17 protein-coding genes are annotated in these 15462 nt (G+C 63.5%); 7 read left to right on the forward strand and 10 right to left on the reverse strand.

Annotated features, from left to right (window positions below; all coding sequences use genetic code 11):
- Nucleotides 1-14: 14 nt before the first annotated feature.
- On the reverse strand, nt 15-860 hold the full coding sequence (locus tag ABVQ20_RS19490; protein WP_354461129.1) for a fumarylacetoacetate hydrolase family protein: 846 nt from the start codon (nt 858-860) through the stop codon (nt 15-17).
- A gap of 16 nt (nt 861-876) precedes the next feature.
- Complete coding sequence (locus tag ABVQ20_RS19495; protein WP_354461130.1) at nt 877-1626, reverse strand: SDR family NAD(P)-dependent oxidoreductase; 750 nt, start codon at nt 1624-1626, stop codon at nt 877-879.
- A gap of 255 nt (nt 1627-1881) precedes the next feature.
- Between ABVQ20_RS19495 and ABVQ20_RS19500 the strand changes: the two genes are divergently transcribed.
- Nucleotides 1882-2640 (forward strand): GntR family transcriptional regulator, encoded by a 759-nt coding sequence (locus tag ABVQ20_RS19500; protein WP_354461131.1) that lies wholly within the window; start codon nt 1882-1884, stop codon nt 2638-2640.
- Between the two features lie 16 nt (nt 2641-2656).
- On the opposite strand, the gene ABVQ20_RS19505 is transcribed toward ABVQ20_RS19500, so the two are convergent.
- Nucleotides 2657-4168, reverse strand: a complete 1512-nt coding sequence (locus tag ABVQ20_RS19505; protein WP_354461132.1) for a UxaA family hydrolase — start codon at nt 4166-4168, stop codon at nt 2657-2659.
- A gap of 154 nt (nt 4169-4322) precedes the next feature.
- Between ABVQ20_RS19505 and ABVQ20_RS19510 the strand changes: the two genes are divergently transcribed.
- Nucleotides 4323-4652, forward strand: coding sequence for an L-rhamnose mutarotase (locus tag ABVQ20_RS19510; RefSeq protein ID WP_354461133.1), 330 nt, complete (start codon nt 4323-4325; stop codon nt 4650-4652).
- A 97-nt stretch (nt 4653-4749) separates the two neighbouring features.
- Here ABVQ20_RS19510 and ocd read toward each other — a convergent pair whose 3' ends face one another.
- Together ocd and rocF are read right to left on the reverse strand one after the other, a co-directional pair.
- On the reverse strand, nt 4750-5796 hold the full coding sequence (ocd, locus tag ABVQ20_RS19515; RefSeq protein ID WP_354461134.1) for an ornithine cyclodeaminase: 1047 nt from the start codon (nt 5794-5796) through the stop codon (nt 4750-4752).
- A gap of 3 nt (nt 5797-5799) precedes the next feature.
- On the reverse strand, nt 5800-6720 hold the full coding sequence (rocF, locus tag ABVQ20_RS19520) for an arginase (protein ID WP_354461135.1): 921 nt from the start codon (nt 6718-6720) through the stop codon (nt 5800-5802).
- 131 nt (nt 6721-6851) lie between these two features.
- On the opposite strand from rocF, the gene ABVQ20_RS19525 reads away from it, so the two are divergent.
- Nucleotides 6852-7289, forward strand: coding sequence for an Lrp/AsnC family transcriptional regulator (locus ABVQ20_RS19525; protein WP_354461136.1), 438 nt, complete (start codon nt 6852-6854; stop codon nt 7287-7289).
- Nucleotides 7290-7357: 68 nt separating this feature from the next.
- Here ABVQ20_RS19525 and ABVQ20_RS19530 read toward each other — a convergent pair whose 3' ends face one another.
- Genes ABVQ20_RS19530 through ABVQ20_RS19550 form a run of 5 tightly spaced genes read right to left on the reverse strand, consistent with a single transcriptional unit; the run spans nt 7358 to nt 11582 of the window.
- Nucleotides 7358-8521 (reverse strand): M20 family metallopeptidase, encoded by a 1164-nt coding sequence (locus ABVQ20_RS19530; protein WP_354461137.1) that lies wholly within the window; start codon nt 8519-8521, stop codon nt 7358-7360.
- Nucleotides 8522-8580: 59 nt separating this feature from the next.
- On the reverse strand, nt 8581-9357 hold the full coding sequence (locus ABVQ20_RS19535; protein WP_354461138.1) for an ABC transporter ATP-binding protein: 777 nt from the start codon (nt 9355-9357) through the stop codon (nt 8581-8583).
- Entirely contained in the window at nt 9350-10075 is a 726-nt protein-coding gene (locus tag ABVQ20_RS19540; RefSeq protein ID WP_354461139.1) for an ABC transporter permease, read from the reverse strand. The genes ABVQ20_RS19535 and ABVQ20_RS19540 overlap by 8 nt, the downstream gene beginning before the upstream one ends.
- Complete coding sequence (locus tag ABVQ20_RS19545; RefSeq protein WP_354461140.1) at nt 10075-10791, reverse strand: ABC transporter permease; 717 nt, start codon at nt 10789-10791, stop codon at nt 10075-10077. Before ABVQ20_RS19545 ends, ABVQ20_RS19540 begins: the two co-directional genes overlap by 1 nt.
- A gap of 41 nt (nt 10792-10832) precedes the next feature.
- Nucleotides 10833-11582 (reverse strand): SDR family NAD(P)-dependent oxidoreductase, encoded by a 750-nt coding sequence (locus ABVQ20_RS19550; protein ID WP_354461141.1) that lies wholly within the window; start codon nt 11580-11582, stop codon nt 10833-10835.
- An 82-nt stretch (nt 11583-11664) separates the two neighbouring features.
- Here ABVQ20_RS19550 and ABVQ20_RS19555 point away from each other — a divergent pair, with 82 nt between their 5' ends.
- The 4 genes from ABVQ20_RS19555 to ABVQ20_RS19570 all read left to right on the forward strand — a co-directional run bounded on the left by ABVQ20_RS19555 (nt 11665) and on the right by ABVQ20_RS19570 (nt 15131).
- Nucleotides 11665-12453, forward strand: coding sequence for an IclR family transcriptional regulator (locus ABVQ20_RS19555; RefSeq protein WP_354461142.1), 789 nt, complete (start codon nt 11665-11667; stop codon nt 12451-12453).
- Between the two features lies 1 nt (nt 12454).
- Complete coding sequence (locus ABVQ20_RS19560; protein WP_354461143.1) at nt 12455-13228, forward strand: SDR family NAD(P)-dependent oxidoreductase; 774 nt, start codon at nt 12455-12457, stop codon at nt 13226-13228.
- The gene (locus ABVQ20_RS19565) at nt 13225-14130 is read left to right on the forward strand and encodes a polysaccharide deacetylase family protein (protein ID WP_435528389.1); all 906 of its coding nucleotides are present in this window, start codon (nt 13225-13227) and stop codon (nt 14128-14130) included. The genes ABVQ20_RS19560 and ABVQ20_RS19565 overlap by 4 nt, the downstream gene beginning before the upstream one ends.
- 158 nt (nt 14131-14288) lie before the next feature.
- Nucleotides 14289-15131 carry a transporter substrate-binding domain-containing protein gene (locus ABVQ20_RS19570; protein WP_354461144.1) on the forward strand — a complete coding sequence of 281 codons (843 nt, stop codon included), beginning with the start codon at nt 14289-14291 and terminating at the stop codon, nt 15129-15131.
- The last annotated feature ends 331 nt before the right edge of the window (nt 15132-15462 follow it).

Raw genomic sequence — 15462 nt, forward strand, 5'->3', positions numbered from 1 at the left:
CTCCTCTCGCCGGCTCAGCCGTCGGCGCGGACGTGCTGTTTCTGCGATCCGAGCCCGTCAACGCCGAGCTCGACGACATCGCCGGGCTTCAGCCAGCGCTGCGGCTTCATGCCCATGCCGACGCCCGGCGGCGTGCCGGTGGAGATGATGTCGCCCGGATGCAGCGACATGAACTGCGACAGGTAGGAGACGAGGTGGGTGACGCCGTAGACCATGGTTTTCGTCGAGCCGTTCTGCATGGTCTCGCCATTGACGGTGAGCCACATGCCCAAGTTCTGCGGATCGGCGACCTCGTCCTTTGTGACCAGCCATGGGCCGGTCGGGCCGAACGTGTCGCAGCTCTTGCCCTTGGTCCACTGGCCCTGGCGCTCGGTCTGGAACGCCCGCTCGGAGACGTCATGCGCCACGCAATAGCCGGCTACATAATCGAGTGCCTCGGCTTCGGTGACGTATTTCGCTGTTTTGCCGATGATGATGCCGAGTTCAACCTCCCAGTCGGTCTTCTGCGAGCCGCGCGGGATCAGCACGTCATCATTCGGGCCGACGATCGCCGAGGTCGCCTTCATGAAGATGACCGGCTCGGACGGCACGGCCATGCCCGACTCCGCCGCGTGATCGGCGTAGTTCAGGCCGATGCAGATGAACTTGCCGGTGTTGGCGACGCAGGCGCCTAACCGCGGATTGCCCTCGACCTTCGGCAGCGATGCCGGATCGATGGCCGCCAGCCGCGCGAGGCCTTCGGGCGAGATGTCGCTTCCGCCGATATCGGCAATCGTTCCGCTGAGGTCGCGAATGTTCCCGTCGGCATCCAAGAGGCCGGGTTCTTCGGCGCCGGAAGGGCCGTAGCGCAGCAGTTTCATCTGATCTCTCCGAGGGTCAATAGGTGGCGCGGCCGCCGGACAGGTCGAACACGGCGCCGGTGGTGAAACTGTTCTCCTTCGAGACCAGCCAAGCCACCATGTTGGCGGCCTCGTCGACCTCGAGGAAACGGGCGCGCGGGATCTTCGACAGCATGTAGTCGATGTGCTCCTGCTTCATCTGGTCGAAGATCGGCGTGCGCGCGGCGGCCGGCGTGATGCAGTTGACGGCGATGTCGAGCCCGGCCAGTTCCTTGCCCAGTGACTTGGTCATGCCGATGACCGCGGCCTTCGACGCCGAATAGGCGGATGCGTTGGGGTTGCCTTCCTTGCCTGCGATCGAGGCGACGTTGACGATGCGGCCGTAGCCTTTCGCCTTCATCGACGGCACCACGGCGCGGTTGACGTGGAACGTGCCATGCAGGTTGATGTCGATGACGCGCTTCCAGTCGGCGACCGGATAGGCTTCCAGCGTATGGTTGGGACCGGCGATGCCCGCCGAGTTGACCAGGATCGACACGGAACCGAGCACGGACTCGGTGCGAGCGTGCGCCGCCACGACGGCGTCGGGATCGACGATGTCGACCACGACCGTCTCGACCGCGCCGTCGCCCAGTTCCGCCTTGGCGGCCTGCAAGCGGTCGCCATTGACGTCCCACAGGCATACCTTGGCGCCGGAGCCCAGGATGCGCTTTGCGAAGGCAAGACCCAAGCCCTGCGCACCACCCGTCACGACAGCCACCTGACCGTCGAGATCAATCCTGTTCATCGGCAAGCCTTCCCTTGAATATTGATTGGGCCTTGGAGAATGATGGGGTCCGGACCGGACCATGTCCTCTCGCGGCGGCGTTTCTCGCTCCCGATCATCAGCCGCCAGCACGATTGCTCTTGCACATTACACTAGTATAATGCAAGCCTTGAATCGTGCGTTGGCGCGCCAGGCGGATTGAATTGTACCAGCCTGGCGCCCAATGCTATGCGGACGCCGCACGCAAGGCGACAGAAAGCGGCAAGGGCAAGCGTCATGGCTTCGAGACCATCGGATACGACGGGCAGACCGCAGGCGGCACAGGGAGGCGAAGACCGGCTGACCGAGTTCCTGCAAGGCGCGTCGCTGAACCGCGCCATCCCGCTTCGGGACCAGATCTATGCGCTGGTGCGCAAGGCGATCGTCACCGGCAAGCTCGCGCCGGGCGCGCCGATCAACGAGATCGAGATCGCCAACAAGCTCGGCATTTCGCGCACGCCAGTGCGCGAGGCGGTCAAGAAGGTCAGCGACGAAGGGCTGATCGAGGTCTTCGCCCAGAACGGCACTTTCGTCGCTGGCATCAGCCGCAAGCAGGTCGAGGAGGCCTATATCATCCGCATAGCGCTCGAACTCGAGAGCATCAAGCGGGCAGCGGTGGTCATCGAGACCCATCATATCCAGGACCTGGAAGACATCATCAACGCCCATGAGACCGCGGTTAAGCGCGGGCGTTTCGACGAAGCGATCGCCAGGGATGACGACTTTCATCGCTACATCGCCGAGGTGAACGGCCTCGCCATGCTGTGGAAGGTCGTCGACGTCTCGAAGGCGCAGATGGATCGCTGCCGGCTTCTGTCGCTGCCCTCTCCTGGCGCCGGCCAGGAAACGATCGCCCAGCACCGCGCCATCCTCGAAGCGCTCGCCAAACGCGACCAGGCCGGCTCCATGAAGGCGCTGCAGACGCATCTCGAAACGTCGCTGCGCAACACGATCTCGCTGCTCGACGCCGAGCCCGCTTCGCTCCTGATCACCTGAACCGGGCAGTTGGGCGTCACATGGTGGCGCCGACCGACCACGGCACGAATTCGCTGTCGCCGTAGCCCAGCAGTTCCGATTTCGTACGCTCGCCAGAGGCGACGGCGAGGATCTTCCGCAATATCTCCTCGCCCTTGTCGGTCAGGGAAGCGCCATCAAGGACATCGCCGCAATTGATGTCCATGTCCTCGATCATCTTGTCGTAGATCAGCGAATTGGACGCGAGCTTGATCGACGGCGTCGGCTTGCAGCCGAAGGCGGAGCCACGGCCGGTGGTGAAGCAAAGCATGTTCGCACCGCCGGCGACCTGGCCTGTCGCCGAGACCGGATCGTAGCCGGGCGTGTCCATGAAGACGAGGCCATTGGTCGTGACCGGTTCGGCATAATTGAAGACGCCGGTGAGGTTGGTCGAGCCGCCCTTGGCCGCCGCGCCAAGCGACTTTTCCAGGATGGTCGTCAGGCCGCCGGCCTTGTTGCCCGGCGAAGGGTTGTTGTTCATCTCCATATTGTGCCGCGCGGTGTAATCCTCCCACCAGCGAATGCGCTCGGCCAGTTTCTCGCCGATCGCGGCATTCTCGGCGCGGCGCATCAGCAGATGCTCGGCGCCATAGATTTCCGGTGTCTCCGAAAGGATCGCCGTGCCGCCCTCGGCGACCAGAAGGTCGACCGCGACGCCCAGCGCCGGATTGGCGGTGATGCCCGAATAACCGTCGGAACCACCGCATTGCAGCGCCAGCATCAGTTCCGAGGCCGGTGCCTGTGTCCGCTCGGCCTGGTTGACGACCGCGAGCATGTCGTGGATCGCCTTGACGCCTGCTTCGACTGTCTTGCGGGTGCCGCCGACCTCCTGGATCGTCAGCGTGCGGAAGGTCGTGTCCTCGCTGATGCCATAGGACTGCATCCAGCGCGGGATCTGGAAGGCTTCGCAGCCCAGCCCGACCATCAGCACGCCGCCAATGTTGGGGTTGGTGGCAAAGCCCCATTGCGTGCGCTTCAAGAGTTCATAGGCCTCGCCATGCGTGTCGAGGCCGCAGCCGGTGCCATGCACCAGCGAGATGACGCCGTCGATGTTCGGATAATCATCGAGAATGCCAGAACGATTGACCTGGTCGGCGATGAACCGTGACGCGGTCGCCGAGCAATTCACCGAGGTCAGCACCGCGATGTAATTGCGCGTGCCGTATTTGCCGCTGGCGCGCTTGAAGCCCTGGAAGGTGCGGCGCCGTTCGGGCTCGACATAACGTGTCGGCCTGGCGTCGACGCCGAACTGATAGTCGCGGTCGAAAGCATGGAGATAGACATTGTGCTCGTGCACCCAGGTGCCCGGCGCGATGTCCTCCCTCGCGAAGCCGATGACCTGGCCGTATTTGACGATTGCTCCGTCCTTGGCGATCGGCTGGAGCGCCATCTTGTGCCCGCGCGGGACACGCTGCGTGGCGGTGACGGCACTCACCTCGTCGCCGGGGGACAGGGAGTCGATCGCCAGGACAATGTTGTCGGCGTCCGTCAGTCGAATAGTGCGCGCCATGGTACCGTCGGGGTGTGAGAGAAGGCGCGACCGGACCTCTTGCCAACGCGCGTTATGGAAGAATACTAATATAACAGATAGAGACGGTCAAGGCGGAACGGCTGCGTTTCGGGCCGCTTTAGCCTGGCGCGCATTTGATTGAGGGAGGTTGAGAATGACCCGCATGGGCCTGTGCATCGGATTGAAGCCCGAGGTGATCGTGCGCTACAAGGCGCTTCACGCCGCTGTCTGGCCGGAGGTTCTGGCTGCGATCACGCAGGCCAACATCCGCAATTATTCGATCTTTCTCAGAGAGCCCGAGAACCTGCTGTTCGCCTACTGGGAATATGTGGGCGAGGACTTCGACACGGACATGGAACTGATGAAGCTGAACCCTGCCATGCAGGAATGGTGGAAGATCTGCGATCCCCTGCAGCAGCCGCTCGAGACACGCGCGCCCGGGGAATGGTGGGCACGGATGGAGCCGGTGTTCTTCCACGCCTGAGCGATTCGACGCTACGCGACAGCAAAGCCGGGACAGTTATCCAGTACCGCCCAAGTGTCATCTCGGCGGAACTTCAGAAGCCGGCTAAGCGTAGACCTCAGCCCTGGTTCGCGGCGCGCAGCAGCATGCCAAAGAGGTCACGCGGCTCATCGGGATCGGCGAGCAGGTCAAGCTCCTCGTAGAGCCCGGTACGCGCGAGCTGGTCGCGAACGTAGCGCAGCGCCGAGAAATCCTCGGTGGCGAAGCCGACGGAATCGAACAGCGTCACCGCCTGGTTGTTTGCGCGCCCCTCGGCCGTCCCCGCCATCACCTCCCACAATTCGACGACGGCATGATCGGCATCGAGCTGCTGGATCTCGCCTTCGATGCGAGTCTGCGGCGTGTATTCGACGAAAATCTGCGAGCGCAGCAGGATGTCGCGGTGGAGTTCGGTCTTGCCGGGGCAGTCGCCGCCGACCGCGTTGATGTGGACGCCGCTGCCCACCATGTTGTCGGTGAGGATGGTCGCATACTGCTTGTCGGCGGTCACCGTGGTGATGATCTGCGCTCCCTCCACGGCGGCATGCGCCGACGCACAGGAGGTGATCTCGAACCCCAGCCCCGCCAGATTGTCGGCGCATTTGCGCGTGGCCGCCGGGTCGATGTCGTAGAGGCGCAGCTTGTTGACGCCGAGCAGCGCCTTGAAGGCCAGCGCCTGGAACTCTGACTGGGCGCCGTTGCCGATGATGGCCATGCAGTCCGCGCCCTTGGGCGCCAGGTACTTGGCGGCGACCGCCGACGTAGCAGCGGTGCGCAAGGCAGTCAGGATGGTCATCTCCGAAAGCAGCATCGGATAGCCGTTGCCGACATCGGCGAGAACGCCGAAGGCGGTGACCGTCTGGCGACCGTCACGCGTGTTCTTGGGATGGCCGTTGACGTATTTGAAGCCGTAGAGGCGGCCGTCGCTTGTCGGCATCAGTTCGATGACGCCGTCGACGCTGTGCGAGGCGACGCGCGGCGTCTTGTCGAACAGCGCCCAGCGGCGAAAATCCTCCTCGATGTAGCCAGCGAGATCGGTGAGGAAGCGGTCTACGCCGATGGCAAGCACCAGCTTCATCATGTGGTCGACGCTGACGAAGGGGACGATGTTCAGTCTGGCGGTCATCGGTCAAAAGCTCCTGGTCGGACGGTCCATGATGCGGCGGCCCATCAGGCTTGCCGTCAGGTCGACCATCAGCGTGGCGGTACGGCCGCGCTCGTCGAGAAAGGGATTGAGTTCGACGAGGTCGAGACTGCTGACCAGGCCGCTGTCCGACAGCATTTCCATGACCAGATGCGCCTCGCGGAACGTCGCGCCACCCGGCACGGTCGTGCCGACCGCCGGCGCGATCGACGGATCGAGGAAGTCGACATCGAGGCTGACATGCAGCAGACCGTTTTCGGCCGTCACCCGTTCCAGGAAAGCCCGCAGAAGCGGCGCGATGCCGTGTTCATCGACGACGCGCATGTCGTGCACGGTGACGCCCGCGGCGCGTAGCGCCTGTCGTTCGGCCGGGTCGACGCTGCGGATACCCAAGGCACAGATGCGGGCCGGGTCGACGCGTTCCGGCAGGTCGGGAAAATAGCCCCGGAAGCCCGGCTGGCCGCTGGCGTATGCAAGCGGCACACCATGCAGGTTGCCGCTGGCCGTGGTGTCGAGCGTGTGGAAATCCGGGTGCGCATCGAGCCACAGCACGAACAGCGGCCGGCCAACCTGGGCCGCGCGACGGGCAATCCCCGAAAGGGTCCCGGCCGAAATGGAGTGATCGCCGCCGAGAAAGATCGGCATGGCGTCGGCGCTGGCGGCATAGGCGGCGTCGGCGATCCCCGCCGTCCAGGCTGAGATCTCCGGCAGCGCCTTCAGCGCCAGATTGCCATGGGTGAGCGGACGCACCGGCGCCGGCGCGATGGTGCCGAGATCAGCCACCGCATGGCCGAGATCCCTCAGCGCGCTGACCAGCCCCGCCGTGCGCAACGCACTCGGCCCCATTTCACAGCCCATCCGACCAGTGCCGTCCTGCACCGGGGCGCCCAGGATATTGCAATTCATTCCGCCACTCTCCGTCTGCAATGTCGAGTAGGGTTGAACCGCATCTGCCCGGCGGAATGAATAGTACCGATTGGCAAAAGTCGCAGAAGTATTTATCATTTTGAGATATCAGGCTGCCATATTGGATAAACATGGATTCCCTGGACGAAAAGCTCATCACGCTTCTGCGCCATAGCGCGCGGCGAAGCGTCTCCGACCTGGCGGCGGACCTTGGCGTGTCGCGGGCGACGGCACGCGCACGAATGGAGCGCCTGGAACAATCCGGGGAGATCATCGGCTACACGGTGATCTTGCGTGCGGAATCCATCGGCCCCGCTGTCAGGGGCATCATGATGATCGAGATCGAAGGGCATGCCGCCGATCGCGTGATCCGCGCGCTCGGTGGCTTTCCCGAGGTTGCCACGATCCACACCACCAATGGCCGCTGGGACCTGGTGGTGGAACTGAACACGGCAACCCTGACCGAGCTGGACGCGGTGCTGCGGCGGATCAGACTCGTGCCCGGCATCACCGGCAGCGAGACCAACCTGCTGCTGGCCACGCCACGCAGCACGAAAGCCCGCCTTTGAGGGCATGCGCAATGGATTGAGACGGCGCGCTAGCGGTCTCGGTCCTGCCTCAACCGAGACGGGCCTGGCTATTGCGCCATGGCGAAAATGGTAAGCGCCGCCACCCGCGCGCGCTGCGCAAGGGTAGCGGTTTCGATGTACTCTTCTTCCGTATGCGCCTTGCCGCCGACCGGGCCGACACCGCAGATCGTCGGCGCACCGGCACTTGCCGCAAAACCGGAATCGGCACAGCCACCGGTGAACTCACCTTCTATGTCGAGGCCTATGGTCCTTGCGATCTCGAGATAACGCCTGGTCAATTCCTCGCTCCGAGGTGTCGGGACGAGCGGGAAGAAGTCGCTGTCGCGAACCGCTTTCGTGCTTGTCCCCGATACGAACGAGGTTGCCATGATGGCATCGATCGCCTCGATCAAGGCGTCGCGCTGGGCGTTGGTGACGAACCGCACATCCACTTCGCCACTGGCTGTCGGCGCGACGGTGTTGACCGACACGCCGCCGCCGACAAGGCCGACATTCAGCGTCATGCCTTCCTCGACATCAGTCAGCGCGTGCAAGGCGTTGATCTTGTGGGCAAGCTCGGCAATGGCCGACGCGCCTTCGGTGAAATTGACACCGGAATGCGCAGCCTTGCCGGTGATGTCGAAGCGATAACCGAAACCGCCCTTGCGGCCGGTGACGATGTTGCCGCTGACGCGGCCGGGCTCGGAGTTGAAGACGGCGACCGCGCATTTCGCTTCCGCCTCGATAGAGGGGCGCGCCGTCGCCGAGCCGATCTCCTCATCGCCGGTCATCAAGGAAACCACGGGAATTTCGGGGGCAAACCGCTTCAGCGCGGCCATGACGAAGGCATTCATGACAAGGCCACCCTTCATGTCGGCGACGCCCGGTCCATAGGCGCGACCGTCTCTGGTGCTGAATGGTCGGCGCACCGCCTCACCCTTGCCGAACACCGTGTCGCGATGGCCCATCAGAAGATAATTGCGACGACCGCGGCCGCGGCTCGCAGGGCCGGCTTCGGCGCGCAGGATGTCGCCGAAACCGGCAATGGGAATCGTCGTGACGTCGATTGAATGCTCTGCGTAAAACCGGACAAGCCGTGCTCCGACACGATCGACGCCGGCCTTGTCATGGGAACCGGAATCGATATCGACCAGTTCGCCAAGCAGGACCAGCATCGCGGGCGCCTGCTCATCGAGCCAAGCGGAAATGGCTTCGGCCTTGTCGGTGGTCATGGCAGCGGTCTTCTCTTCGTGTCGACGTGAGTCAGGCGTGATCCCGTATTCCCAGCGGTTCAGACATCGTCGCGGTTGGTGGAGATGAACTTCTGGAACCGGGCCGATTTCGGATTCTCGAACACCTGCCTCGCCGAGCCATCCTCTTCGATCATGCCCTCGTGCAGGAAGATCACCCGGCTTGCGACATCGCGCGCGAACGCCATCTCGTGGGTGACGATCACCATGGTGCGGCCCTCGTCCGCCAAAGCGCGCATCACCTTGAGGACTTCCCCCACCCGCTCGGGGTCGAGCGCGGATGTCGGCTCGTCGAACAGCATGAGTTCGGGCTTCATCGCCAGCGCGCGTGCGATTGCCGCGCGCTGCTGCTGGCCGCCCGACAGATGCGCGGGATAGGCGTCGCGCTTGTCGGCGATACCGACCTTTGCCAGCAGCGCCTCCGCCTCGGCGATGCACTCGCGGCGCGGCCGCCCCTGGACATGGACCGGGCCTTCGATCAGATTTTCCAGGATGGTCATGTGCGACCAGAGATTGAAGCTCTGGAAAACCATGGCGACGCGCGCCCGCAGCGCATCGATCTGGCGGCGATCGACGACGGCAAGCCCGTCGCGCTGCGGCTTGAGCTTCACAACCTCGTCGCCAACGACGATTTCGCCGGCGCTTGGCATCTCCAGCAGGTTGATGCAGCGCAGCAGCGTGCTCTTGCCGGAGCCCGATGATCCAAGGATCGCGATCACCTCGCCCTTTTTGGCATCAAAGGAGATATCCTTCAGCACTTCGAGCGGGCCAAAACGCTTGCGCAGGTTGCGCACTGAAAGGGCTGTCTGGTCAGACATTGACCTTCTCCATTGTGTTCGATGACGCCGGCGGCGCGCGCAAATGCGGTGTCAGCCACCAGTCGAGCAGGCCGACCAGCCGCGTCAGGAGAAAATTGATGATGAGATAGATCGCGCCGGCGGCGATGAATACCTCCACCGGACGATAGCTGGAGGAGATCAGGCGCGCGGCGATGCCGGTCACGTCCATCATCGTGATGATCGAAGCCAGTGAGGTCGCCTTGACCATCAGGATCAGTTCGTTGCCATAGGCGGGCAACGCTTGGCGCAGGGCAATCGGCAGAATGATGCGCCGGTAGAGCAGCAGCCCGGACATGCCGCAGGCGCGCGCCGCCTCGACCTCACGCGGCGGGACCGATCGCAGGGCGCCGCGCAGGATCTCACTGCCATAGGCAGCGGTGTTGAGCGACAGTGCCAGGATCGCGCACCAGTAAGGCTCGCGGAAGAATTGCCACAGGCCAAGGCTTTGCAATGTCGGGCGAAATTGCCCAAGGCCGTAGTAGATCAGGAAGATCTGCACCAGCAGCGGCGTGCCGCGAAACAGGAAGACATAGGTACGCGCCACCCAGTCCAGGCTCCGGATGCCGGACATGCGCATCAGGGCCAGGATGATGGCAATGACCACGCCGATCGAAAAGGCGATGAGGGTCAGTTGCAGCGTCAGCGGCACACCGGCCAGCAGTCCGACGAAACTGTCGCGGATGAAGAGCAAGTCCATTACGCCGCCTCCCGCACCATGCTTCGCGAGGCCCGTTTTTCGAGCCAGTCGAAGATGCGTTGCGAAAGCCAGGTGATGACCAGGAACAGGGCGGCGGCGATGAGGTAGAATTCGAACGGCTTGCGCGTGGAACCGGCGGCGATCTGCGCCTGACGAAGGATCTCGACCAGTCCGGTCACCGACACCAGCGCCGATTCCTTCAAGGTCATCTGCCAGACATTGCCGATGCCGGGTATGGCATGGCGCGCGACCTGCGGTGCGATGATGCGGCGAAACAAGAGCAGGCGATGCATGCCAACCGCCTTGCCGGCTTCGATCTCGCCTGTCGAAAGGCTGCGAAAGGCGCCGCGAAACACTTCGGCCTGATAGGCGCCGGAAACGACGCCGATGGCCGTGGCGCCGGCGATGAACGGCGGGATGCCGACAAAGCCGCCATCGCTCCAAAGCCGGAAAATCGCCGACAAAAGCAGGCTTCCGCCGAAATAGAAGAGATAGATGACCAGGAGATCGGGAACGCCGCGCAGCACTGTCGTATAGGTATCGGCGAAGATGCGTGTGGCCGTGCCGCCGGCAAGCTTTGCCCATGCGACAAGGCCACCGATGACGATGCCGAGCGCGAAGCCCGCCATCGCCACCATGATCGTCACCAGCGCGGCCAGGAGCAGGGACTTGCCCCACCCTTCAGGCCCGAAGCCAACCAGATCCAGAAATTCCATATACCGTTATCCCGTCATCCCGGCCCGTGACCGGCCTGACCTCATACGTTGAACTGGAAACCGTCAACCGTCAGCGTCTGCCCGGTCATGAAGCAGGGCTCCGACGTCGCCAGGAACGTCACCAGGCGCGCCACGTCGTCGGCGCATCCAAGCCGCCCAAGCGCAATGCCCTTGATGACCTCGTCGGCGCGCTCCGTCACATTCGTATCGATCTCGGTGCGAATGACCCCGGGGCAGATCGCGTTGATGGCGATGTTGGGGCCCAGTTCCTTGGCGAGCGCCCGGGTCATGCCGAGAATGCCGGCCTTGGCAGCAGCATAGGCAAAGCGGCTGACCGCTGCCGTGACGCCGCCCGAAAGCGCGTTGAGCGAAGACATCGACACGATGCGGCCGCCGCCCTGCTTCAGCATGTGCGGCGCCGTGTGCTGGATATAGTTGAAGCAGCTTTTGAGATTGATGGCGATTGCCCGGTCGAACTCATCCTCGGTGATGTCCAGGATGCCCTGTGGCGCGGACCGGCCGGCATTGTTCAGCAGGAAATCGACGCGTCCGAAACGGGCAATCACCTCGCTGACGACCTCGCCGGCCCGCTGGTGGCTGGCCACGTCGGCGACGAAAGTCTCGGCCTTGACGCCAAGTGCCGCGATCTCGCCGGCCGTCGCCACCAGCTCGCTTTCGAGCAGGTCGACGAGGGCAATGTTGTAGCCAGAGCGAGCCAGATCCAGCGCGCAGGCCTTGCCGATCCCGCGCGCCGCGCCGGTGACAATGGCCGTCTTGTGTTGTGACTGCATTCTCGAAACTGCTCCTTTTCAACGTCTTCTCAGCATGGTATGGCTCCGCCGATATTCTTCAATAGGAATATGGTTCACATACATGAACAAACCTGGTGACTCTGACGTCAAATCCGCTGTGCGGGTTCTGGAAATCCTGGAGCTTCTGGCCCGCTCCCCGAAGGCGTTGTCGCTGAAGACGATCGTCGCCGAGCTTGGCTACCCCAAGAGCAGCACGTTCAATCTCCTGGCCACGCTGGTGTCGCGCGCCTATGTCCTGCGCGACGAGGCGGACGCCTACCGGATCCACGATGCCTTCCGAAACGGGCCGGGCTGGTCGAGCGGCGACGAAGCGCAGCTGATCGCCACCGCCCAGCCGCTGATGGACGCGTTGCGCGACGCCGAGGGCGAGACCGTCTTTCTCGGCGCGCGCCGCAAGGATGGCCGCGTCAAGCTGCTGGCCAAGAGCGCCAGCCATCGAGCGATCCGCTTTGATTCCGACCTGACCGGCTCCGACCCTGCCTTTTGCACGGCGATGGGGCGGGTGCTTCTGTCGCATTGGCGGCCCGACAAGGTGGCGGCCTACCTGGCGCGCGAGCGCATCGTGCAGATCACCGACCATACCGTGATCGACCGCGTGCAGATCCGCAGGATCATCGAAGCCGCCCGCGACAATGGCTATGCCATCAGCGACCAGGAGGCCATCACCGGCGGATCGGGCGTGGCGGCACCCGTCCGCGACGCCACCGGCGAAGTGGTCGCGGCCCTCAACATCGCGACCATATCGCCTCGCTTCGATGCCTGCCGCGATCGCATGATCGCGGCGGTGATCAGGAACGCGGCCGAGCTCAGCCACAGGCTTGGCTACAAGGAAACGACGAAAGATCAATAATATGGATATTCATTTCGAGGGCCAGCGCGTGCTGGTGACCGGTGCCGCGCGCGGTATCGGGCGTTCGATCTGCGAGAGCTTTGCCGCCAATGGCGCGGCCGTGATTGCCACCGACATCGATGAAGACGCGCTCAAGCCTTTGCTCAGCGAGGCAAGGCCCGCGCGCGGCGGCTCGTTAGCCGGCGAACGGATGGATGTCACCGACGAAACCGACATCGCGGCGGTCGTGGCCCGACACGCGGGCGACAGCGGCTTCGACATCTTCGTGCATGTCGCCGGCGGTGTCCTCGGCCAGGCCCGCAAGCCCGTCGAAGACGTGCCGGCACGTGACTGGGATCGCATCTACGACGTCAATGTCCGGGGCGCCTTTCTCGTCGCGAAGGCAGTGGTTCCGGCCATGAAAAGCAAGCGCAGCGGCAAGATCGTCCACATATCGAGCGGTGCGGGCCTGGGCGTCAGCCTGACCGGGATCCAGGCCTATGCCAGCGCCAAGGCAGCCCTCATCAGCCTGACACGGCAGCTGGCCCATGAACTCGGCCCGTTCGGGATCAACGTCAATGCGGTTGCCCCCGGCTTCCTGCGCACCAGCCCCGACTATGAGCGGCAATGGGCGTCCTATGGCGAGGACGGGCAGCAGGCGATGATCAACTCCATCCCGCTGCGGCGGATCGGATTGCCCGAGGATATTTCCAACGCCGTGCTGTTCCTGGCTTCGCCCCTGGCCAGCTGGATTGCCGGCCAGACCTTGTCCGTCAGTGGAGGACCAACCCTGTGAGCAGCGCGAACGAAACCCCGGTCCCGACCTGGACATGGCCCGAAGAACGGTTGCAGACGATCATGAACCGCGCCCGTGCCGGGCGGAGCCTGAAACCCGCAAGCTGGCCGCAAGGCGGCGCCTGCGCCGTGGCGCTGTCGTTCGATAGCGACCACGACACGTTCGAGCTGCGCGATGGCGGGCGCTCGATCTCGGCCCTGTCGCAGGGCCAGTTCGGTCCCCGGCAAGGCATTCCGCGTATCCGCCGCTTGCTGGCGCGCGAAGGCATTCCGGCGACCTTCTTCGTTCCCGCTGTTTCGGCAATCCACTATCCCGATGAGCAGCGGGAGCTGATCGCCAGCGGTCACGAGATCGGGCTGCATGGCTGGATCCACGAGCGCAACACCTTGCTGGATGCACAGACCGAACGCGACCTGCAGATGCGCGCCGCCGACACGCTGGAACAGATCACCGGCGTGCGCCCTGTGGGCATTCGTACCCCCTCTTGGGATTTCAGCGACAACACGTTGCGCATCACCGCCGACATGGGGCTGCTCTACGACTCGTCCCTGATGGCCGACGTCGATTGCTACGAGCTTCTGCTCGACGGCAAGCCCAGCGGCGTCATCGAACTGCCGGTGGAATGGATACGCGACGATGCCGCCTATCTGGTGATGGATCGCTGGGGTGGGCTGCGGCCGCAGATCGCGCCGCACGACATCCTGAAGATCTTCATCGCCGAGTTCGACGCCGCCTATGACGAGGGCGGCATTTTCCAGCTGACCATGCATCCCGACATCATCGGCCATCGCTCGCGGATCTGGATCGTCGAGGCGCTGGTCGCCCACATACGCAGCCGCGGCAAGGTCTGGTTCGCCACCCACGCGGATGTGGTTCGCCATGTCAAAGCAGACTGCGCCTGACGGACGAAATACGGAACGCTGAACCAGGTTCATGTATGTGAACATGATTCTGCTTTTCAGACACTGAAAGCCATATCAAGGTTGGCGTTGAGCTTCCCGGTGTTCCTTTCCAGGCGACCGGGGTCCGACTTCAACCTGGGAACGAAAACGAGAAAACAATGGCCTCAAGATCATCGCTGGCAGCCGCGCTTGCCATCATTGCATTGCCTCTGCTGGGCGGTGTCGCCACCGCAAAGGACTGGAAATCGGTTACCGTTGGCGTCGAAGGCGCCTTCCCGCCCTTCAACTCCGTGAACGCCAGCGGCGAGGTCGAAGGGCTCGATCTCGACGTCATGAAGGAAGTCTGCAAACGCGCCGCGCTCGATTGCAAGATCGTGGTGCAGGATTGGGATAGCCAGATCCCGTCGCTGCTGGCCGGCAAGTTCGACGTGGTCCTGACCATGGGTCCCAACCCAGAGCGCCGCAAGGTCATCGACTTCTCCAATCCCTACGTCATCACCCCAAACACGTTCCTCGTGCCCGCCGATGGCCCGCTCGCCAACCTGCCCCACACAGGGGAAAGATTGTCGACCGATACGCCGGAAGGCCAGAAGGCCGTGGCCGATCTCAAGGAAGCACTGACGGGCAAGACGCTTGGCGCCTCGCTGTCCACGAGCCAGTTGCAGTTCGTCGAGGAGAATTTTGCCGGCGCTGTCGAAGTCCGGACCTACAAATCAGCCGAACAAAGCCATCTCGATCTCGAAGGCGGCCGCATCGATGCGCAGTTCGACAATGTTGTGTTCGTCAATGATCGCGCCAAGGGCAGCAATGGCGCGCTGAAGGCCAGCGGCCCGTTGCTGACGGGTGGCATCATGGCCACCAACGTCTGCCTGGGCATCCGCAAGGAAGAGCCTGAGCTCAAGGCAATCCTCGACAAGGCTATCGAGGGCATGCGCGCCGACGGCAGCTTGGCCAAAATCTCCGAAAAGTGGTTCGCGATGGATTTGAGCCCGCAGAAATAAGACTGGGGGCGCGGTGCACGTGCCTACGTCGCACCGCGCCCAATTTATGAGTGCATGTCACCCACCCAAGGGAGAAATCGCCGTCCGGAAGGACGGGCAACCTCCCTGCAAGACCGTCCGATCAGTCCGCCTTTTGGGATCGAACCGCGGAATCTCCGTGAGGATAGGCATACGGCGGCATCGGAATATCGCCTCGCCTTGCATCCAGAAGATTCAGGAGAACCGCCAGATCTCCGGCCTGCCAGACAGTGAGGCCGATTGCGCTCTTCGTTGACGCAGGCTCGCCCGTGGAGGTGTCGAATACAGTCCACGTCCCGTCCTGTTCCTTCCT

The sequence above is a fragment of the Mesorhizobium shangrilense genome (assembly GCF_040537815.1).
Taxonomy (GTDB): Bacteria; Pseudomonadota; Alphaproteobacteria; order Rhizobiales; family Rhizobiaceae; genus Mesorhizobium; species Mesorhizobium shangrilense.